The 19,826-nt window shown below is 72.8% G+C and carries 16 protein-coding genes; 5 read left to right on the plus strand and 11 right to left on the minus strand.

Annotation, left to right across the window (positions count from 1 at the left end):
- Nucleotides 1-376 precede the first annotated feature (376 nt).
- The 5 genes from ABFX46_RS06260 to ABFX46_RS06280 are packed head-to-tail and all read left to right on the plus strand — an operon-like array spanning nucleotide 377 to nucleotide 7,410.
- Nucleotides 377-2,188 (plus strand): Wzz/FepE/Etk N-terminal domain-containing protein, encoded by a 1,812-nt coding sequence (locus tag ABFX46_RS06260; protein ID WP_346040373.1) that lies wholly within the window; start codon nucleotides 377-379, stop codon nucleotides 2,186-2,188.
- Between the two features lie 4 nt (nucleotides 2,189-2,192).
- Nucleotides 2,193-3,776, plus strand: a complete 1,584-nt coding sequence (locus ABFX46_RS06265) for an O-antigen ligase family protein (RefSeq protein WP_346040374.1) — start codon at nucleotides 2,193-2,195, stop codon at nucleotides 3,774-3,776.
- Entirely contained in the window at nucleotides 3,739-4,944 is a 1,206-nt protein-coding gene (locus tag ABFX46_RS06270; RefSeq protein ID WP_346040375.1) for a hypothetical protein, read from the plus strand. The genes ABFX46_RS06265 and ABFX46_RS06270 overlap by 38 nt, the downstream gene beginning before the upstream one ends.
- Nucleotides 4,937-5,812: a sulfotransferase domain-containing protein gene (locus tag ABFX46_RS06275; RefSeq protein WP_346040376.1), complete on the plus strand. Its 876-nt coding sequence runs from the start codon at nucleotides 4,937-4,939 to the stop codon at nucleotides 5,810-5,812. Before ABFX46_RS06270 ends, ABFX46_RS06275 begins: the two co-directional genes overlap by 8 nt.
- A complete protein-coding gene (locus tag ABFX46_RS06280) occupies nucleotides 5,809-7,410 on the plus strand; it encodes an oligosaccharide flippase family protein (protein ID WP_346040377.1) in 1,602 nt (533 codons plus the stop codon). The genes ABFX46_RS06275 and ABFX46_RS06280 overlap by 4 nt, the downstream gene beginning before the upstream one ends.
- A gap of 40 nt (nucleotides 7,411-7,450) precedes the next feature.
- Here the strand turns inward: ABFX46_RS06280 and ABFX46_RS06285 are convergent, their stop codons facing one another.
- The 11 genes from ABFX46_RS06285 to glmU all read right to left on the minus strand — a co-directional run bounded on the left by ABFX46_RS06285 (nucleotide 7,451) and on the right by glmU (nucleotide 19,687).
- On the minus strand, nucleotides 7,451-8,224 hold the full coding sequence (locus ABFX46_RS06285) for a WecB/TagA/CpsF family glycosyltransferase (protein ID WP_346040378.1): 774 nt from the start codon (nucleotides 8,222-8,224) through the stop codon (nucleotides 7,451-7,453).
- Nucleotides 8,221-9,159 carry a glycosyltransferase family 2 protein gene (locus ABFX46_RS06290; RefSeq protein ID WP_346040379.1) on the minus strand — a complete coding sequence of 313 codons (939 nt, stop codon included), beginning with the start codon at nucleotides 9,157-9,159 and terminating at the stop codon, nucleotides 8,221-8,223. The genes ABFX46_RS06285 and ABFX46_RS06290 overlap by 4 nt, the downstream gene beginning before the upstream one ends.
- Nucleotides 9,156-10,175 carry a sulfotransferase gene (locus ABFX46_RS06295; RefSeq protein ID WP_346040380.1) on the minus strand — a complete coding sequence of 340 codons (1,020 nt, stop codon included), beginning with the start codon at nucleotides 10,173-10,175 and terminating at the stop codon, nucleotides 9,156-9,158. Before ABFX46_RS06295 ends, ABFX46_RS06290 begins: the two co-directional genes overlap by 4 nt.
- 263 nt (nucleotides 10,176-10,438) lie before the next feature.
- The gene (locus ABFX46_RS06300) at nucleotides 10,439-11,701 is read right to left on the minus strand and encodes a sulfate adenylyltransferase subunit 1 (protein WP_346040693.1); all 1,263 of its coding nucleotides are present in this window, start codon (nucleotides 11,699-11,701) and stop codon (nucleotides 10,439-10,441) included.
- Nucleotides 11,702-11,733: 32 nt separating this feature from the next.
- On the minus strand, nucleotides 11,734-12,651 hold the full coding sequence (gene cysD, locus ABFX46_RS06305) for a sulfate adenylyltransferase subunit CysD (protein WP_163059804.1): 918 nt from the start codon (nucleotides 12,649-12,651) through the stop codon (nucleotides 11,734-11,736).
- A 103-nt stretch (nucleotides 12,652-12,754) separates the two neighbouring features.
- Nucleotides 12,755-13,729 (minus strand): inositol monophosphatase family protein, encoded by a 975-nt coding sequence (locus ABFX46_RS06310; RefSeq protein WP_346040381.1) that lies wholly within the window; start codon nucleotides 13,727-13,729, stop codon nucleotides 12,755-12,757.
- A gap of 83 nt (nucleotides 13,730-13,812) precedes the next feature.
- Complete coding sequence (locus tag ABFX46_RS06315; protein ID WP_346040382.1) at nucleotides 13,813-15,297, minus strand: sugar transferase; 1,485 nt, start codon at nucleotides 15,295-15,297, stop codon at nucleotides 13,813-13,815.
- A gap of 252 nt (nucleotides 15,298-15,549) precedes the next feature.
- Nucleotides 15,550-16,125 carry an aminoacyl-tRNA hydrolase gene (pth, locus tag ABFX46_RS06320; RefSeq protein ID WP_346040383.1) on the minus strand — a complete coding sequence of 192 codons (576 nt, stop codon included), beginning with the start codon at nucleotides 16,123-16,125 and terminating at the stop codon, nucleotides 15,550-15,552.
- Between the two features lie 107 nt (nucleotides 16,126-16,232).
- Nucleotides 16,233-16,850, minus strand: a complete 618-nt coding sequence (locus ABFX46_RS06325; protein WP_346040384.1) for a 50S ribosomal protein L25/general stress protein Ctc — start codon at nucleotides 16,848-16,850, stop codon at nucleotides 16,233-16,235.
- 246 nt (nucleotides 16,851-17,096) lie between these two features.
- Nucleotides 17,097-18,077, minus strand: a complete 981-nt coding sequence (locus ABFX46_RS06330; RefSeq protein ID WP_163059816.1) for a ribose-phosphate diphosphokinase — start codon at nucleotides 18,075-18,077, stop codon at nucleotides 17,097-17,099.
- A gap of 164 nt (nucleotides 18,078-18,241) precedes the next feature.
- Nucleotides 18,242-19,687 carry a bifunctional UDP-N-acetylglucosamine diphosphorylase/glucosamine-1-phosphate N-acetyltransferase GlmU gene (gene glmU, locus ABFX46_RS06335; RefSeq protein ID WP_346040385.1) on the minus strand — a complete coding sequence of 482 codons (1,446 nt, stop codon included), beginning with the start codon at nucleotides 19,685-19,687 and terminating at the stop codon, nucleotides 18,242-18,244.
- Nucleotides 19,688-19,826 lie beyond the last annotated feature (139 nt).

Genomic DNA, 19,826 nt, shown 5'->3' on the forward strand with positions numbered 1-19,826 from the left:
TACTGACCAATACGCCCATCGTGTCGCAGGTACAGACGCATGAGGCGAGAGTTACCCGACTGATACCTATGGGGGGAGCGTGCGCAAGGATAGCGGTGGGGCCCGACGCCCCGCCAGGCCCGTGGCCCACATCTGCCACACGGCCGCGGCGGCCGGCCGCGGACGGACGACCCGGTTCCGCGGGCGCGGACCCGTCCCGCGCACCGGTTCCTCCCGGGCGATGCCTGTCGCGCGCGGATTGTCTGAACCGGGCCCTCGCTCCCTATATAGTGACCGCGACGCCACGCCCCCCACCTCAACCGGCGACTCCGGCGGCCAGCCCCGGCGGACCGGTCCGTTCGCGCGGCGGCGGGGGCGGTGACCGGGAAGGACCGAAGTGTCGTCTAGTCCAGCACCCTCCAAAGAGTTCGTCGACTACACCGGATTGATACGGCGGCGCTGGGGGATCGTCGTGTGCTGCGCCGCGGCGGTGCTCGCCGTCGTGGCCGCGTACACGTTCACGCTGGCCAAGACCTACACCGCCGAGGCGCAGGTCCTCGTGGCGCCCACCGGGTTCGACGACGCCGCCCCGGCGGCCTCCAAGACCAAGAACGAGGTCAACCTCGACACCGAGGCCCAGGTCGCCAAGTCGCTCGAGGTCGCCAAGGAGGCCAAGCGCCTGCTCAAGTACGGCGACTCCGAGAACCACCTGCTGTCGCACGTCACCGTCTCGGTCCCCCCGAACTCCGGTGTGCTGACGATCGCCTTCACCGACGACAAGCCCGAGTCCGCCGCCAACGGCGCGAACCTGTTCGCGCAGGCGTACCTGAACCAGCGCACAGCGTCCGCGCAGGCGAACCTGGCGCGCCAGATGGACGCCATCAACAAGAAGGTCGAGGACCTCAACAAGAGGAACAAGATCCTCCTCGACCAGATCCCGCGCACCACCGGCGCCACCCGCACCTACGCCCGCAGCCAGCAGCAGATCATCGGCCGCCAGATCACCGAGCTGACCGGCCGGCTGGGCTCGCTCAGCACCACCACCATCAACCCCGGCCGGATCATCAGCAACGCCTCCACGCCGACGCAGCCGAGCGGCCCGAACGTGGCGCTCTACCTCATCGGCGGGCTCATGGCCGGGCTGCTGGTCGGCCTCGGCGCCGCCGCCGTCCGCGACCGCATGGACACCCGCCTGCGCAGCGCGGCGGACGTGGAGCGGATGCTCGACATGCCCGTCCTGCTGGAACTCCATCCGGCGGCCAAGGGCGAGCGGCTCGGGCTGCTGCCCGCCCGCAGCCGCAACGGGCAGGAAGTCCATGAACTGAGCCACCAGCTCAACGCCGTGCTCGGGCACGGCAACCACGTGATCCTGGTGACCAGCGCCACCAGCGGGCCCGGCGCCGGCCTGTCGGCCGCGAACCTGGCCGCCGCGCTCGCCCGTACCCAGTCCCGCGTGGTGCTCGTGTGCGCCGACCTCCACTCCCAGGAGTCGGCGCGGCTGACGGAGGTCCCGGGCAACGTGGGTCTCGCCGAGGTCCTGCTCGGCTCGCGCCCGCTGCGCGACGCGATGGTCCGCTCGCCCGTGCAGAAGCGGCTGTGGGTCGTCCCGCCCGGCGTCGACACCGACCTCGCCTACGAGATGCTCCAGACACGGCAGATGGTCCACATCATCGACAAGCTCCGCTCCAACACCGACTACGTCGTGATCGACGCGCCGTCCACCAGCAGCAGCGCCGACGCGCAGGCCATCGCCGAGGCCGCCGACACCGCGCTGGTCGTCGTGGAGATCCCGGACGTCAGGCGCAAGGACGTCGAGGAGTCGGTGCGCGCGCTCGACCGGATGAGCGTCGCGGTGCTCGGCACCCTCGTCGTCCCGGCCCAGCCGCGCGCCGCCGCGGGCCAGCCGCGCTCCGGCGCGGCCCGCCCGCACCCGCGCCGCGCGCCGCGGCCGGTGGCGTCGGCCGACACGACCGAGACCGCCGGCCTGGACCTGCGGGCCTTCGGCGACGGGCCCGCGGACCGCACCGTCGTCGACGGCCCCGGCGACCGCTCCGTCGCCGGCTCGCGGCAGAGCGGGCTCGCCCTGCCCGGCCCCGGCGAGGACGCCGAGCACGGCTCGTCCGCCAACGGCAGCGAACCGGACGCGACGGCGGCGATACCGCGCTACGGCCGGCACGCCGAACCGGACGACCCGTCCGACCGCTCCTGAACCGTTGCCCCCCACCTCCCCATCGAGCGCCGCGCCGGAGTCCGCGCCGGGCGGCCCGGTCCCCCCGTCGCGGATCGACGAGCCGCTGCCGACGCGGCTGCGCGACCTGCCGCACACGACGTGGCCGCTGATCGCGCTGCTCGTCGGCTTCCCCGTGTGGTGGATCCTCGGCCTCGGCGTGTTCAGCTTCGTCATCTGCGCGGTGCCGATGGCGCTGGTCCTGCTCAACCGCCGCCCGCTGCGGTTCCCGCCCGGCTTCGGGCTGTGGGTTCTGTTCCTGATCTGGTACCTGGTCAGCCTCTCCATGCTCGACCGGAACCCGCCGGGCGCGTACGGCGACCTCGACGCCGGGCGGGTCATCTCGGTCCTGGTGCGGCTGGTGGTCTACCTCGCGTCGGCGGTCATCGCGCTGTACGTGGGGAACCTCACCGAGCGGGAGCTGCCGCGGCTCGCGCTCGTGCGGATGCTCGGGGCCCTGTTCATCACGACCACGCTCGGCGGGCTGCTCGGCGTCGTCTACCCGGACTTCCACGTCCCGCCGCTGTTCGGGATGCTGCTGCCCGGGCGGTTGCGCGGCGACGCGTTCGTGCAGAACATCATCAACCCCACCGCGGCGCAGATCACCTGGGTCGGCTCGGTCAAGGCGATCCGTCCCGAAGGCCCCTTCGAATGGGCCAACACCTGGGGCAACAACTACTCGATCCTGCTGATCTGGTTCGTCCTCGGCTGGTTCGTGTACGCCTCGCGGCGGCGCCGGATGCTGGGCCTCGGCATCCTCCTGCTGTCCATGGTCCCGGTGGTCTACGGGCTGAACCGCGGGCTGTGGGTCGGGATCGGGCTCAGCGTCGTCTACGTGCTCGTCCGGCTGGCGCTGCGCGGACGGGCCATGGCGCTCGGCGTGGGCGCGGCCACGCTCGTGCTCGGCGGCGCCCTGTTCGCGATGTCGCCGCTGTACGACCAGGTCCAGACGCGGCTCGACAACCCGCAGAGCAACAGCATCCGCGCCTACACCCGCGCCAAGACGATCGAGGCGACGTTCACCTCGCCCATCATCGGCTACGGCAACACCCGGTACGCCGTCGGCAGCGACAAGACGGTCGTCACCGGCAAGACGGAGGCGTGCCCGGAGTGCAAGCACCCGCCGCTCGGCTCCGACGGCCAGCTGTGGCTCCTGCTGATCTCGCAGGGCTTCGTGGGAGCGGGCCTGTACGTCATGTTCTTCCTGAACGCGATCCGGCGGTACTGGCGGGACATCTCCCCGATCGCGACGGGCGGCGTCCTGACGATGCTGCTCGTGCTCTTCTACATGACGATCTACGACGGCCTCTACACCCCGATGCCGCTCTACCTGCTGTCCTTCGCGGTGATGTGGCGCAACGGCATGGACCTGAGCCCGCCGCGCGTGGAGCCGATCGCGGTCCGCGCCAAGCGGGCCCGCGACAAGACGCTCACCGCGGCCCGCACCCGGCGGCTGCTGGAGAGCAAGACGCGCCGGGCCGCGCTGGCCGCGCGGACGAACGGCACGCCCATCAGGATCGGGGAGGGAAGACGTGAGCGACACGACGGACCGGCTGGCGGCGCTGAGTGAGACGGCCCGGCTGCTGTGGCCCGAACCGGCCCGCGTCACGTTCGGCTCCGGCGACCGCCTGCTCGCCCCCGGCGCCCGCCGGCCGCGGATCCTGCTGCCCGCCGACCGCGCCGCCGCCGTCGCGGCGCTGCGCGCCTACGGCCGGGTCGAGTCGCGCGCCGCGCGGCTGGTGACGGCCGGGCTGATCGGGTCGCTGCGCGGCGGGGTCGCGCGTGCGGTGCTGCGGCAGGGCGTCCGCGTGGAGGTGCCCGATGGGGCGGAGACCGTGGAGACGTACCTGAGTGAGGCCCTCGGCCGTCCGGTGTGCGCCGCGCTGTACGCGCGGCCAGCAGGCCGCGCCAATGACAAGCCGGTCCTGCAGGCGCTCTCCCCGGGATCGGGCGGGCCGCCGGTCGCGTTCGTCAAAGTGGGGGTGAACGAGCTGACCGGTCGGCTCGTGCGCGCCGAGGCGGCGGCGCTGGCGCGGCTGCCGCGCGTGGCGGGCGCCGTGGTGCGCGCGCCGGAGGTGCTGCACGCCGGGACGTGGCGCGGGCTCCACATCCTCGCGCTGACCCCGCTGCCGACCTGGGAGCCCGAACGCCCGGTCACCCCGGATCTGCTGGCCGCCGCGCTGCGGGAGATCGCCGAGGCCGCCGGAACCGAGCGGCTGCGACTTGCGGACTCGCCCTACTGGACGGCGCTGCGCGACCGCGCCGAAGCGCTGCCGGGCGAGGCGGCGGACCGGCTGCGCGCCGCACTCGCGGCGATCGGCGAACGCCAGGGCGACGCCGAACTCGTCTTCGGCTCCTGGCACGGCGACTTCACGCCCTGGAACACCGGCGGCGCGGACGGCCGCCTGCTCGTGTGGGACTGGGAGCGGTTCGCCACCGGCGTCCCCGTCGGCTTCGACGCGCTGCACCACCGCCTCCAGCGGGCGGTCTCCGACCCGGCGGCCGACCCGGCGCGGGCGGCGGCCGACTGCGTGCACGGCGCCGCCGGCACCCTGGCCCCGTTCGCCGCCGCCCCCGAGAGGGCCGCGCTCGTCGCGCGGCTCTACCTCGCCGAACTCGCCGCGCGCTATCTCGCCGACCGGCAGGCCGAGGCGGGCGCCCGCCTCGGCGACGTCGGCGCGTGGCTCCTCCCCGCCCTCACCGAGGGCTTGCACGGAACGAAGGAAACGCATGGCTGACAAGCACCAGGCGGCGCGTCCCCCCGGCCACAAGCGGCTGGCCCAGGCCGCCGCCGTCACCGCCGGCAAGGCCACCCACCGCGCCCGCATGCTGCCCGGATTCCTCATCGTCGGCGGGCAGCGCTGCGGCACGACGTCGATGTACCGGACGCTCAGCCAGCACCCGGCGCTGCTCAAGGCCCTGTGGCACAAGGGCGTCCACTACTTCGACACCGGCTACGGCAACGGGCCCGCCTGGTACCGGGGGCACTTCCCGCTGCGCAGCACGGCCGCGCGCGTGGAGAGCCGGCACGGCGTGAAGCCGCTGGCGTTCGAGTCGTCGCCGTACTACGGGTTCCATCCGCTGGCGGGGGCGCGGATCGCCGCCGACCTGCCGGACGTGAAGCTGCTGATGCTCGTGCGCGACCCGGTCGAGCGGGCGTACTCGGCGCACTCCCACGAGCTCGGGCGCGGCTTCGAGACCGAGCCGTTCGAGTGGGCGGTGGAGCTGGAGGAGCAGCGGCTGGAGGGCGAGGCCGAGCGCCTCGCCGCCGACCCGTCCGCGACGAGTCACGCCTACCAGCACAACGCCTACCTGGCGCGGGGCCGCTACATCGAGCAGATCGAGCGGCTGGAGAAGCTCGTGGGCCGCGACCGCCTCCTCGTCGTGGACAGCCACGAGTTCTTCACCGAGCCGGAGACCGTGTACAAGGGCGTCCTGGACTTCCTCGGCGTCCCGCCGCTCGGCTCCCCGGTGTTCGAGCGACACAACGCGCGCAGCCGGTCGCCGCTGCCGGACGCGCTGCACGCGCGCCTGGAGGAGTACTTCCGCCCGTACGACGAGCGGCTGGCGGAGTGGCTCGGCCGCACCCCGTCCTGGCGCCGATGAGCGCGCCCGCGACCGGCGCGGCCGAACCCGCCGCGAGCGGCGGCGCGGACGGTGGCGCGGGCCCGGGAGCGAAGGGCCCGCGATCGAAGGGCTCCGACGTCGGCTCCCTCGCCCGCGGCGGCGCCCTGAACATCGTGGGCGCGGCGGTGTCGGCGCTGGCCCAGCTCGTCGTCGTCGCCGTCATCACCAACGCGTTCTCGCAGGCCGAGGCGGGCGTCTTCTTCGCCGCGACATCGGCGTTCCTGCTGTTCGGCGCCGTCGCCGAGCTCGGCACCCAGACGAGCCTGGTGTACTTCATCGCCCGGTTCCGCTCGCGCGGCCGCACCGAGCGGATCGGCCCACTGGTCCGGCTGGCGCTGCGGCCGATGGTGCTGGTCTCCGCGGTCCTCGGCGCCGCGCTGTTCGCGGCGGCGCCGTGGGTGGCCGAGGTGATGGTGAACGGCGACCCGGGGGACGGCGCGACCTACCTCCGGGTGCTGGCGGTGTTCCTGCCGGTGATGAACCTGTCGGCGGGCGCGCTGGCGGCGACCCAGGGGTTCCGGCGGATGCGGCCGTCGGTGCTGGTGGAGAACATCGGCCGCCCGCTGGTGCAGCTCGCCGCGATCGGCGCGGTCGCGGTCGCCGGCGCGTCCGGACTCATCGCCATCGCGTGGGTCGGACCGTACCTGCCCGCCGCCGTGCTGGCCGTGGTCGCGATGCTCGGGCTGGTCCGGCGCACCGCGCCGGTCGGCGACGCCGCCCCGGACGTCCCGGCCGACCTCGGCCGCCGCTTCTGGCGCTACTCGCTGCCGCGCGGGCTCGCGGGCATCACCCAGATCCTGCTGCAGCGCATGGACATCCTGCTGGTCGCGGCGATGCTCGGCGCGCGGGAAGCGGCGATCTACACCGCGGCGTCCCGGCTGCGGGTCGTCGGGCAGCTCGCCAACCGGGCCATTTCGCAGGCCGTCCAGCCGCAGCTGTCGGAGGTGCTCGCGCACGACGACCGGCGCTCGGCCAACACGCTCTACCAGACCGCGACGAGCTGGCTGATGCTGGCGAACTGGCCGCTGTTCCTGCTCTCGGCGCTGTTCGCCGAGCAGTTGCTGCGGATGTTCGGGAGCGGCTACCACACCGGCGCCTCGGTGATCGTGGTGCTGGCCGCCGCGATGCTGGTCAGCGCGGGGACGGGCATGGTCGAGGTCGTCTTGATGATGGCGGGCAAGACCACCTGGAACCTCGTGAACATCGTGCTCGCGCTCGGTGTGAACGTCTGCGTCAGCGTCCTGCTCATCCCGCACATCGGGATCATCGGGGCGGCGCTCGGCGGCGCCGCCGCGCTGCTGACCCGCAACGTCGTCCCGCTGCTGCAGCTGCGCTTGAAGCTGGGCCTGCACCCGTTCGGCCGGGGCTCGCTGGCGGCCGCGGCGCTGACCGGCGTCTGCTTCGGCGCGGTCCCGCTCGCCGTGCGGCTGGCGGCGGGCGACGGGCTGCCCCAGCTGGCCGCCGCCGCAGCGGTCGGCGCCGCCGGGTACGTCGCGGGCTGCTACCTGCTGCGCCGCCCGCTGAACCTCGACGAGGCGGCGCGCTCCATCCTGCGCCGCGGCCGCCCGCGCCGCTGACCGGTGGGGGCGCGCCGTCCCGGCGCGCCCCGGCCGGAGTTCAGCGGCGGTAGCGGTCCAGCGCGCAGCCGGTCAGGAACCGCGCCGCGAACGGGAGGTCGTGCAGGATGTACCGGCTGAACAGGCGGCGGGGCTCGCCCACCAGGCGGTGCAGCCACTCCAGGCCCGACCGCTGCATCCACTCCGGGGCCCGCTCCAGCTCGCCCGCCGCGAACGGGATCGCCGCGCCGCACCCGACGAACCACGCGCCGGGCAGCGCGGGCCGCAGCGCGGTGATGAGGCGGTCCTGGCGGGGGAAGCCGAGGCCGACGAACACCAGGTCCGGCTTGAGCGCCGTGAGTTCGGCGGCGACGGCGGCGACCTGGCGCTCGTCCCGGTCGAACCCCATCGGCGGTGCGGACGCCCCCGCGACGCGCAGCCCCGGGTACCGCCCGGCGAGGACCTCGCCGGCACGTTCGGGGACGCCGGGCGCGCCGCCGCCGAGCAGGTAGACCGACCGGCCGTCGCGCGCCATCGCCTCGCTCAGCGTCCAGATGAGGGACGCCCCGGTGACGCGGGCGGGCAGCGGGCGGCGGGCGAGCCGGGCCCCCCACAGGATCGGCGTCCCGTCGGCGACGACGAGGTCGGCGCCAACGACCAGCGACCGCGCCTCCCCCTCGCGCCGGGCCTGCCGGACGATGTCGATGTTCGGCGTCACCAGGTGGCCGCCCGCGCCGCGGACGAGGGCGGCGGCCACGTGCTCGACCACCTGCTCCTCGGTGAGCGCGTCGAACGGCAGCCCGCGCAGCACGGCGCGCGGCGCGGTGCCCGTCATATGCCGTGCCCCCGCGAGTGCAGGGTCCGCAGGACCCGTTCGTCGGAGACCAGCCCGGAGGCGACCGCGAGCGCGAACGGCACGCGCCGCTCCCGCCAGTTGGCGCGCACCGCGCGCCGCGACCAGCTCAGCGCCTCCCTGCGGTGGCCGAGGCCCGCGCTCCAGAACGCGATCTGGGCGTAGACGCGGGCCGCCCCGACCTTGTCCTCCGCCAGCTCGGGGTGGTGCCGCAGCATCCACCGCAGGCCCTCGATCTTGGTGGCGTACTCGCCGGCGAACAGCGACGTCCGCCCCCACAGCACCCGCACCAGCGGGCGGTCGACGTTCACGATCGGATGCCGCCGGGCGGCGCGCAGCGCGAAGTCCCAGTCCTCGTTCTGGCCCGCCGGGATGGTCTCGTCCACCAGCCCGATCCCGTCCGGCCCGGTCAGCGCCGCGCGGCGCGCCAGGTACGTGGACGAGTGGACCATCACCATCCGGGACCGGACGAGGTCGGCGTGCGTCACCTCCGCGGCGCCCGCGAGGCGCGCGTTGCCGCCGCCGCGGAACTCCACCAGGATGCCGCAGCTCGCCAGAACGGCGTCCGGACGGGCGGCCAGCGCCGCCGTCTGCGCGGACAGCTTCTCCGGGAGCCACTGGTCGTCGTCGTCGCAGAACGCGACGAGCTCGGTGTCCAGCGCGAGGATGCCGGTGTTGCGCGCGCCCGCCAGTCCGGGCGTCCGGTCGTTGGCGACGACGCTGACGCGGCCGTCCGCGCCGGGCACGTCGGCCAGTGACGGGTCGGGCTCGGCGCGGTCGAACACGACCACGACCCGCAGCTCGCCCCTGTAGTCTTGGGCGAGCACGGCGTCCAGCGCCGCGCGCATCAGTTCCGGACGGTTGTGCGTGGGGATCACCACGCCGACGGACGGATGCCCGTCCCGCTCCCGCGTCATGCGTCGCCTCCGAGGTAGCTGTAGTGGCGCAGCAGCGGCAGGGTCATGGCGGTGACCCTTCGCTGGTCGGCGGCCGGCAGCGCGGTCCGCCACCGGTCGTCGGACCGGACGTCGATGCGCCCGGTCCGGAAGCGCATCGGGTTGCCCGAGGCCGTGTGGTTGGCGGTCAGCTCGGCACGGCCGTCGCCGACGAAGGCCAGCGCCTCGTCGTCGGCGGGCAGCCCCGCGAACCGGGCGATCTCGCGGAGCCGGGCGCGGGGATCGGCGACGAAGTCCTCGTAGCGCATCCGCTTCACCCGCACGCCGCGGCGGGCGAGGAGCTGGTAGGCGCCGTTCTCGGCGTTCCAGTGGACGGCGGTGCGGGGCGGCGTCCACCGCGTCATGTACTCGTCGCCGCCCGCGTCGGCCTCCGGACGGCGCACCTCGCGCGTCCACGAATAGGCCACGCCGCGGCTGTCCCGCACGACGTGCAGGACCCGCAGGTCGAGGTGGCCGGCGCGCGCCGCCCAGCGCAGGCAGAATGCGAGCGACGCCTGCTTGCTGGAGTCGATCAGCACGGTAGCGCCGGCCTCGGCGGCGACGGCCCGGTACAGCCGCAGGTAATGGTCGACGTACTCGGCGACGAGCGGCGCCCGGTCGGCCGGGAGCCGGCCGCGGGAGAGCATCGGGATGTGGCGGGTGCGGTCCACCGCGGCGTGCAGTTCCGCGAACCGGTCGAGGTCGACCGCGTCCCAGCCGCCGAACGCGGCCTCCCCGACGCGCCGCCAGACCGGGCACTCGCCGAACGCGACGCCGCAGCCGCAGCGCTCCCCCGCGTGGACGCCGCGCTCCCACAGGTGGACGACCTCGCCGAGGGCCATCGCGCCGGGCAGCTCGCCGAGCAGTCGCTCGACCAGCGTGGTGCCGCTGCGGCCGAGACCGCCGAGGAACAGGACGCGGGGCGGGGCCGTCCCGTCCGCGGGCCCGTCCGCGGGTTCGGCGGACGCGTCCGCTCTGCGATGGGGGGCAGACGTCATCGGCTGGACCTCGCGGGCGTTCGGGGGGTGATGGTGGGGACAGGGGGTCGGAGCTGGGGGTTCAGGGTGGTCGCGGGACCATTGTTCCGCACCTCAGCAGGCGGCGCGGCCCGGTTCGAGGCCCCGGCACGACCTCCGCCGGCAGGTCCGCGTCGCGCACGTCACCGTGCGGGAACACGAACCCGCCGTCCACCGGGATCGCGGACGTGGTGCGAGCCGACGAAGCCCGCCCCGCCCGTGACCAGCACCCGCGGCGCCACCGCCTACTTCGCGCCGAGGATCATGCCGGCCGCGACGGTGTTGCCGGTGGCCTCGTCGATCAGGATGAAGCCGCCGGTGAGGCGGTTGCGGGCGTAGTCGTCCACGAACAGCGGGTGCGTGACGCGCAGCGAGACGCGGCCGATCTCGTTCAGGCCGAGCGACTCCGCCTGCTCGTCGCGGTGCAGCGTGTTGACGTCCAGCCGGTAGTGCAGGGCCTTCACCAACGTCTTCGCGGTGCGGGTGGTGTGCTTGATGACCAGCTTGGAGCGCGGGGTGAGGGTGCGGTCCGGGGTCATCCAGCAGACCATCGCGTCGAGGTCCTGCGCGACCTCGGGCCGGTTGTTCGGCCGCGCGATCATGTCGCCGCGGGAGATGTCGATGTCGTCGGCGAGGCGGAGCGTCACCGACATCGGCGCGAACGCCGCCGCCACCGGCCCGGACGGCCCGTCGATGTGGGTGATCGTCGTGGTCAGCCCGGACGGCAGGTGCACGACCTCGTCGCCCGGCTTCAGGACGCCGCCCGCGACCTGCCCCGCGTAGCCGCGGTAGTCGTGCAGCTCGGGGTCGGTCGAGGCGTGCGGCCGGATCACGTACTGCACCGGGAACCGCACGTCGATCAGGTTCCGGTCGGACGCGATGTGGACGTGCTCCAGGTGGTGCAGCAGCGACGTGCCCTCGTACCACGGCATGTTCACGCTGCGCTCGACGACGTTGTCGCCGTGCAGGGCGGAGATGGGGATGAACGTCAGGTCGGTCACGTCCAGCTTGGACGCGAACGCCGTGAACTCGTCCACGATGCGCTCGTAGACGGCCCGGTCGTAGTCGACGAGGTCCATCTTGTTGATCGCCACGACCAGGTGCGGGACCTGCAGCAGCGTGGTGAGGAACGCGTGCCGGCGCGACTGCTCCAGGATGCCCTTGCGGGCGTCCACCAGGATGATCGCGAGGTCGGCGGTCGACGCGCCCGTCACCATGTTCCGGGTGTACTGGATGTGCCCCGGCGTGTCCGCGATGATGAACTTGCGGCGCGGCGTCGCGAAGTAGCGGTACGCGACGTCGATCGTGATGCCCTGCTCGCGCTCGGCGCGCAGGCCGTCGGTCAGCAGCGCGAGGTTCGTGTACTCCTCGCCGCGCTCGGTGCTGGTGCGCTCCACCGACTCCAGCTGGTCCTCGAAGATGGACTTGGAGTCGAACAGCAGCCGGCCGATCAGGGTCGACTTGCCGTCGTCGACGCTGCCGGCGGTGGCGAACCGCAGCAGGTCCATCGGCTTGCCCGCGGGCTCCTCGTTCCCGGCCATCAGAAGTAGCCCTCCTTCTTGCGGTCCTCCATCGCGGCCTCACTGGTCCGGTCGTCGGCGCGGGTCTGGCCGCGCTCGGTGATCCGGGTCGCCGCGATCTCCTCGATCACCTCGTCCAGCGTCGCCGCCGACGACTTCACCGCGCCCGTGCAGGACGCGTCGCCGACCGTCCGGTACCGGACCGTCGCCTCGAACTCCGGCTCGTCGTCGCCGCGGTGCGCGAAGCCCGTCTCGGCGTCCAGCAGCAGCCCGTCCCGCTCGAAGACGCGGCGGGTGTGCGCGAAGTAGATCGAGGGGAGGTCGATCCCCTCCCGGCGGACGTAGTCCCAGATGTCGAGCTCGGTCCAGTTCGACAGCGGGAACACCCGGACGTGCTCGCCCTGCTCGATCCTCGTGTTGAACAGGTTCCACAGCTCGGGGCGCTGGTTCTTCGGGTCCCACTGGCCGAACTCGTCGCGGAACGACACCACCCGCTCCTTGGCGCGGGCCTTCTCCTCGTCGCGCCGCGCGCCGCCGAACGCCGCGTCGAACCGGTGCTCCTCGATCGCGTCCAGCAGCGGCACGATCTGCAGCCGGTTCCGGGACGCGCGGCGCCCCTTCTGCTCGGCCACCCGGCCGCTGTCGATCGCGTCCTGCACCGACGCCACCACCAGCCGCACCCCGAGCTCGGCCACCCGCCGGTCGCGGAACTCGATCACCTCGGGGAAGTTGTGCCCGGTGTCGACGTGCATCACCGGGAACGGGATCGGCGCCGGCCAGAACGCCTTCTCGGCCAGGCGCAGCATGACCAGGCTGTCCTTGCCGCCCGAGAACAGCAGCACCGGCCGCTCGAACTCGGCGGCCACCTCACGGAAGATGTGGATCGACTCGGCTTCAAGGACGTCCAACTGCGACAGCAGGTAATCGGAACGCTGCATGGTCTGGGGCTCTCTCCACGCTGGTCTGGCAGATGCAACCGATGGTCACGGGACGGGGACGTCCCACCGGGTCGAACCGCGGCCCGCCGCGATTCAGTCCCGGCTAGTCCGGCCGTGCGCCGCTTGGCGTCTCTGTGTGGGGGGACGCCCCCCCACACCCCCCGGTGAGGAGGGGTGCGATGCCGGTCAGCAGCATCGACGCCGACACGGGATGGCACACCAGGATATCCGGGAGCCGCGGGTCCTCCCGGTTGTACTCCAGCGGCGCCCCGTCGACGCGGGACGCGTGCGCGCCCGCGCCGAGCGCCACCGCCGCCGGCGCCGCCGAGTCCCACTCGTACTGGCCGCCCGCGTGCACGTACGCGTCGACCTCGCCGAGCAGCACCGCGGAGATCTTCGCGCCCGCCGACCCGATCGGCACCAGCTCCACGTCGACGTCCAGCTCCTCCGCGAGCCGCCGGACGAACTCCGGCGGCCGCGTCCGGCTCACCGCGATGCGGAGCTTGCCCGCGTCCGGCGCCGGGACGTGCAGCGGGACCTCGCGCGGCTGCGCGGACCCCGGACCGGCCGTCACCGGGTCGGGCTCCCCCGGGTCGGTCCGGACGAGGGAGGCGCCGCCCGTCGCGTCCGTGCGCAGCGTCAGGCCCTGCGCCGGCAGCGCCACCGCGCCGGCGGCCAGCCGGCCCCGCCCGGACGCGTCCCGCTCCCACAGCGCCACGTGGACGGCCCAGTCGCGGCGGCCCTCCTCGGAGAACTCGCGGGTGCCGTCCAGCGGGTCGACGATCCACACGCGGCCGGCGGTGAGCCGCTCGGCGGTCGCGGTGTTGCGGGTCGGGGCGCGCTCGTCGCCCTCCGCCCGCTTCCCCGCCACCGAGGAACGACCCTCCTCCGACAGGACGGCGTCGCCCGGACAGCGCTCGGCCAGCGCCGCCATCAGGTACTCGTGGGCCCGCAGGTCGCCGGTGTCCTTCAGGACGCGCGCGTCCCCGTACCCGACCTCGTCCCGAACACCGAGCAGCAGCCGCCCCGCCGCACCGGCGAGCTCCGCCGCCAGCGCGTGGTCGTCCACATCCCTCATCCGCTGATCACATTCCCGACTCGAATGGTCTGTTCGGTCTACTTTCTCATGCCTACCCGAGCCGCCCCGAAGCCCGGTCCCGCTCAGTAGGCCCCGGACCCCCGCAGCACCGCCGACCAGGTCTTCCACATGATCTGGAGATCGAGCGCCAGCGTCCAGTTGTCGACGTAGCGCAGGTCGAGCCGGACCGACTCCTCCCAGGACAGGTCCGAGCGGCCGCTCACCTGCCACAGGCCCGTCAGCCCTGGCTTCACCACCAGCCGCCGGTACACGTCGCCGCCGTACTGGGCGACCTCCTCGGGCAGCGGCGGACGCGGGCCCACCAGCGACATGTCGCCGCGCAGCACGTTGATCAGCTGCGGCAGCTCGTCCAGCGAGTAGCGGCGCAGCCACCGCCCCACCCGGGTGATCCGCGGGTCCTCGCGGATCTTGAACAGCACGCCGTCGTTCTCGTTCAGCTGCACCAGTTCGGTCTTGCGGGCCTCGGCGTCCTGCACCATCGTCCGGAACTTCAGCACGGTGAACTCGCGGCCGCCGCGTCCCACCCGGGTCTGCCGGAACATCACCGGGCCCGCGCTCGTCACCTTGATCAGGAACGCGACGATCAGCATCAGCGGGCTCAGCACCAGCAGCCCCGCCAGCGCGGCCGTGCGGTCGAACAGGCCCTTGAACAGCCTGCGGCCGCCGTCCAGCTCCGGATGCTCCACGTGCAGCAGCGGCAGGCCCGCCACCGGGCGGATCGAGATCCGCGGGCCGGTCACGTCCATCAGCGCCGGCGCCACCACGAGCTCGATGTCGTTGCGCTCGATCTGCCACGCCAGCCGGCGCAGCGCCACCCCGTCCATCTCCGGACACGCCAGCACCGCCACCGACTCCGCGCCGATCCGCTCGGCGACCGCCGCCGCCTGCGCGAAGTCGCCCAGCACCGGGACGTCCTCGACCGCGGCGACCGCGTCGTCACCGGACGCGAGCGCCGGCGGGAGGCACACCGCCACGATGTCCATGCCGTGGTACCGCTTCTTGCGCAGCTCCCGGATCAGGTCGGCCACCGACGTGCGGTGCCCGACCGCGACGACGCGCCGCATGCAGTCGCCGTTCCAGCGCCGCTTGTGCAGCCACTTGCGCAGCCGGTACCGCGCGACCAGCGCGAGGAACGTGCCGAGCGGCAGCGCCATCACCACATACCCGCGCGCCACCTCGGTCTTCGTCGCGTACGCCACGATCGCGACCGCGGCCGTCAGGATGAAGCCCGCGCGGATGACGCGGTGGAACTCCTCGTACCCCACGCCGATGTAGCGGGGCTGGTAGGCCCGGCACATCATCAGCGTCGGCAGCCACAGCAGGGGGAGGGCGACGGTCAGCGCCACGTACGGCGCGTTCGGCGCGTCCGGATCGATCGGCACCCCGGGGAACCGGAGCACGAACGCGATCACGCCCGCCAGCAGCATGCTGACGAAATCGAGGCACAGTGCGACCCGGCGGTACGACCCGCTCCAGTTCTGCGAGGGCGCGTGCCTCCGCTCATGGCGAATCGATGACTCGGCCTGCACCTTGTCAACGACGGCCATAGACCACTCACCAATCCCCTGTAACGCGCGCCCCGACAGCACGGTTCACACCGAAGACGGCTGAACTTCGCATGAGGTTCACACGCATCTCGAACCTCAATCGAGCAGCATCTTACGTGTGCTTTGCCGTGGTCACGGAGGGAACGTCTCCATCACCCCAGCAACATCAGCAAACCACGACGAACCCGGACGAATAGTCAACCGCAGGGGCATGATCGGCCGCTGTCCAGCCCTGTTCGCGGCCGGATCCGGTCAACCCGCGTGGAACACGTTCTGCGCCGCGGCGAGCCCGTCCGCCATCAGCGCCTCCACCGCGTCCGCCGCGCGGTCCACCTCGAGCGCCAGGTCCTTGCGCTCGGCCGCGGAGAAGTCCTTCAGGACGAACGCCGCCGCGTCCATCCGCCCGGGGGGCCGGCCCACGCCGAACCGCACCCGCTGGTACTCCCTCGACCCCAGCGACTTCGTCACCGACCGCAGTCCGTTGTGACCGTTGTCACCGCCGCCCTGCTTCAGCCGCACCGCACCGAACGGGATGTCCAGCTCGTCGTGGACGACGACCAGCCGCTCCACCGGCACCTTGTAGAAGTCGCACAGGCCCTTCACCGGCCCACCCGACTCGTTCATGAACGACCGCGGCTTCGCCAGCACCGCCCGCGTCCCCGCGAGGCGGCCCTCCAGCACGTCCGCGCGCGCCCGGTGCGACTTGAACCGGCCGCCGGCCCGTGCCGCCAGCACGTCCAGCACCATGAACCCGGCGTTGTGCCGGTTCCCCGCGTACGAGGGGCCCGGATTGCCCAGCCCCACCACCAGCCAGAGATCCGCGCTCACCCGAACTCCTCACGCACGAACGCTCTCCATGCACGAACACGGCCCCCGCCGGTGCGCACGCACCCGCGGGGGCCATGAAGGACCATGCGGCGGAAACGCCGTCCGCCCTACTCGGCGGCGGCCTCCGCCTCGCCCTCGGCGGCCTCGCCCTCGGTCTCCGCGGCCTCGGCCTCGGGAGCCGTCGCCGCCGTCGCGTCGAGGATCTGCAGGATCAGCGTGTCCTCGTCCGCCGCGAGCGTCGTCCCCGACGGCAGCTTCAGGTCCTTCGCCAGCACCTGCGAGTCGATCTCCAGGCCGGAGATGTCCAGGTCGACCGACTCCGGAATCTTGGTGGCCTCCGTCTCCACGGAGATCTCCACCTCCGTCTGCGCCACCTGGCCGCCCGCGACCACGTCGCCGACGACGTTCACCGGCAGGTCGACGACGACCTTCTCGCCGCGCTTCACCAGCAGCAGGTCGACGTGCTCCAGGAAGCCCTTGATCGGGTCGCGCTGCACGTCCTTCGGCAGCGCCAGCTCCGAACCGCCGCCGAGACCCTCGATGGTCAGCAGCACGTTCGGGGTCTTGAGCGCCAGCATCAGGTCGTGCCCCGGCAGCGAGATGTGCTGCGGGTCGGTGCCGTGACCGTAGAGGACGGCGGGCACCTTGCCGGCCCGGCGGGTGCGCCGCGCGGCACCCTTACCGAACTCGGTGCGCGGCTCGGCGGCAATGCGTACCTCGGACACGGCGAAAACTCCCTGCTTGTTGCGATCCACGGCCGTCCGGCGTCGGACGTCCGCTACGGACGGTTGCGATCCACGCACGCCGACTAAGGGCGGGCGCCTCAAAGATTCGTTGCGTCCCCCGGGGAGTGCGGCCCCTGTGCCGGCACCGCACTGAACGACCCGGAGGCATGCGCGATTCAAAGAGTCTAGCCGATCGCCGCGCCGCGAAACGCCAGAGCCCGCCGAGACCCGCGCCACCCCGGAGGGCTAGCTGTGGCCGCCGAAGAGGCTCGTCACCGAACCGTCGCTGAACACCTCGTTGATCGCGCGGCCGACCAGCGGCGCGATCGACAGGACGGTCAGCTTGTCGAACTGCTTGTCCTCCGGGATGGGCAGCGTGTTCGTCAGCACCACCTCGGAGATCCGCGAGTTCTTCAGCCGGTCCACCGCCGGGCCCGACAGCACGCCGTGCGTCGCCGCGACGACGACCTTCGCCGCGCCCTGCTCGAACAGCGCGTCCGCCGCCTTCACGATCGTCCCGCCGGTGTCGATCATGTCGTCGACCACCACGCAGGTGCGGCCCTTGACCTCGCCGACGACGTCGAAGACCTTCACCTCGTTGGCCACGTCCGGGTCGCGCTTCTTGTGGATGATCGCCATCGGCACGCCGCCCAGCCGGTCCGACCAGCGCTCGGTCACCCGCACCCGGCCCGCGTCCGGCGCGACGACCGTCACCTGCGAGGTGTCCAGCCGGCTCTCGAAGTGGCGGGCCAGCAGGTCCAGCGCGAACAGGTGGTCCACCGGGCCGTCGAAGAAGCCCTGTATCTGCGCCGTGTGCAGATCGACCGTGATCAACCGGTCCGCGCCCGCCGTCTTGAACAGGTCCGCCATCAGCCGCGCCGAGATCGGCTCGCGGCCGCGGTGCTTCTTGTCCTGCCGCGCGTACCCGAAGAACGGCGCCACCACGGTGATCCGCTTGGCGGACGCGCGCTTGAGCGCGTCCACCATGATCAGCTGCTCCATGATCCACTGGTTGATGGGAGCCGTGTGGCTCTGGATCACGAAGGCGTCCGAGCCGCGCACCGACTCGAGGAACCGTACGAACGTCTCACCGTTGGCGAAGTCGTACGCCGACGTCGGAGTCAGCTCGATGTGGAGGTTGTCGGCGACTTCCTTGGCCAGGTCCGGGTGGGCTCGGCCGGTGAAGAGCATCAGCTTCTTCTGACCGCTCGCTTTGATCCCACTCACCTCTGACAACTCCCCCTCAATGGAACGTGCCTTACCCGTGGGGTGTCGTCCCCACTCCCCCGCGCACCACAAGAGCCGGGCGCACGGGTTGCTCTGGGTCACCGGAAGACGCCACTGTCCTCCACGTCCCCGCTGCGAAGCGGGGCTGTCCTCACCGGGCCGCGCTAGGGCGCGCCCTCGTCCTCGGCCTTCGCCCGCCGGGCCGCGTCGGCCGACGGCGTGCCGGGCCGCCTGCGCTCCACCCAGCCCTCGACGTTGCGCTGCCGCGCCCGCGCGACCGCCATCGCCCCCGGCGGGACGTCCTGGACGATCACCGACCCGGCCGCGGTGTAGGCGCCGTCGCCCACCGTCACCGGCGCGACGATCATGTTGTCGCTGCCGACCTTCACGTGCGACCCGATGACGCTGCGGTGCTTCTCCACACCGTCGTAGTTCACGAACACCGAGCTCGCGCCGATGTTGGAGCCCGCGCCGATCTCGGCGTCGCCCACGTAGGTCAGGTGCGGCACCTTCGTGCCCTCGCCGATGTCGGCGTTCTTGGTCTCGACGTACGTCCCGATCTTGGCCTTGCGGGCCAGCCGGGTTCCCGGCCGCAGATAGGCGTACGGGCCGACCGAGGCCTCGGGCCCGATCTCCGCCTCCGTGCACACGGCGTTGATCACCGTCGCGCCCTCGCCGACCGTGGTGTCGGTCAGCGTGCACCCGGGCCCGACCCGCGACCCCTCGCCGAGATGCGTCTTCCCGTGCAGCTGCGTGCCCGGGTGGATCTCGGCGTCGGGCTCGGCGGTCACGTCGACGTCGATCCACGTGGACGCGGGGTCGACGATCGTGACCCCGGCCCGCATGTGCGCTTCGAGGATCCGGTCGTTGAGCTGCCTGCGCGCCTGCGCGAGCTGGACCTTGTCGTTCACGCCCTGGGTCTCGACCCAGTCGGCGACCAGGTGCGCGCCGGCGCGGTGCCCGTCCGCGCGGACGATCGCCACCACGTCGGTGAGGTACTCCTCGCCGCCCGCGTTGTCGGTGGTCACCCGCTTCAGCGCGTCGGCCAGCAGGGCCCCGTCGAACGCGTACATGCCGACGTTGATCTCGTTGATCGCCCGCTGCGCGTCCGTGGCGTCCTTGTGCTCGACGATCGCCTCGACGCTGCCGTCGGCGGCCCGGACCATCCGCCCGTACCCGGTGGCGTCCGGCATCTCGGTCGTCAGGACGGTCGCGGCGTTGCCCTCGCCCTCGTGCACCCGCACCAGCGCCTGCAGGGTCTCGCCCCGCAGCAGCGGGTGGTCGCCGTTGGTGACGACCACGGTGCCGTCGAGGGCGCCGGTCTGCTCCAGCGCCATGCGCACCGCGTGGCCCGTCCCGCCCTGGTGCTCCTGGACGACGGCCTCGGCATCGGGCGCGTGCGCGCCGAGATGCTCGACGACCTGCTCGCGCCGGTGCCCGACGACGACGACGAGCCGCTCGGGCTCCAGCCGCCGCGCGGCGGCCAGCACATGCCCGAGCATGCTGCGCCCGCACAGCTCGTGCAGGACCTTCGACTTGCGGGACTTCATCCGGGTGCCCTCGCCCGCGGCGAGAACGATGACGGCGGCCGGTCGGCTCGCAGCGCTCACAAGGAGGCTCCTCGGCATCGCGGACGGGATCGGTCTAGGACGCGCCCACCTGCGAGATCACACCACGGCAGGCCGGAACGCATCCAACACGGGCAGGATACCGCCCGCTCCCCACCTGTCACCCCGTCCCCCACCTCGC

The sequence above is a fragment of the Actinomadura chokoriensis genome (assembly GCF_039529475.1).
Classification (GTDB): domain Bacteria; phylum Actinomycetota; class Actinomycetes; order Streptosporangiales; family Streptosporangiaceae; genus Spirillospora; species Spirillospora bangladeshensis.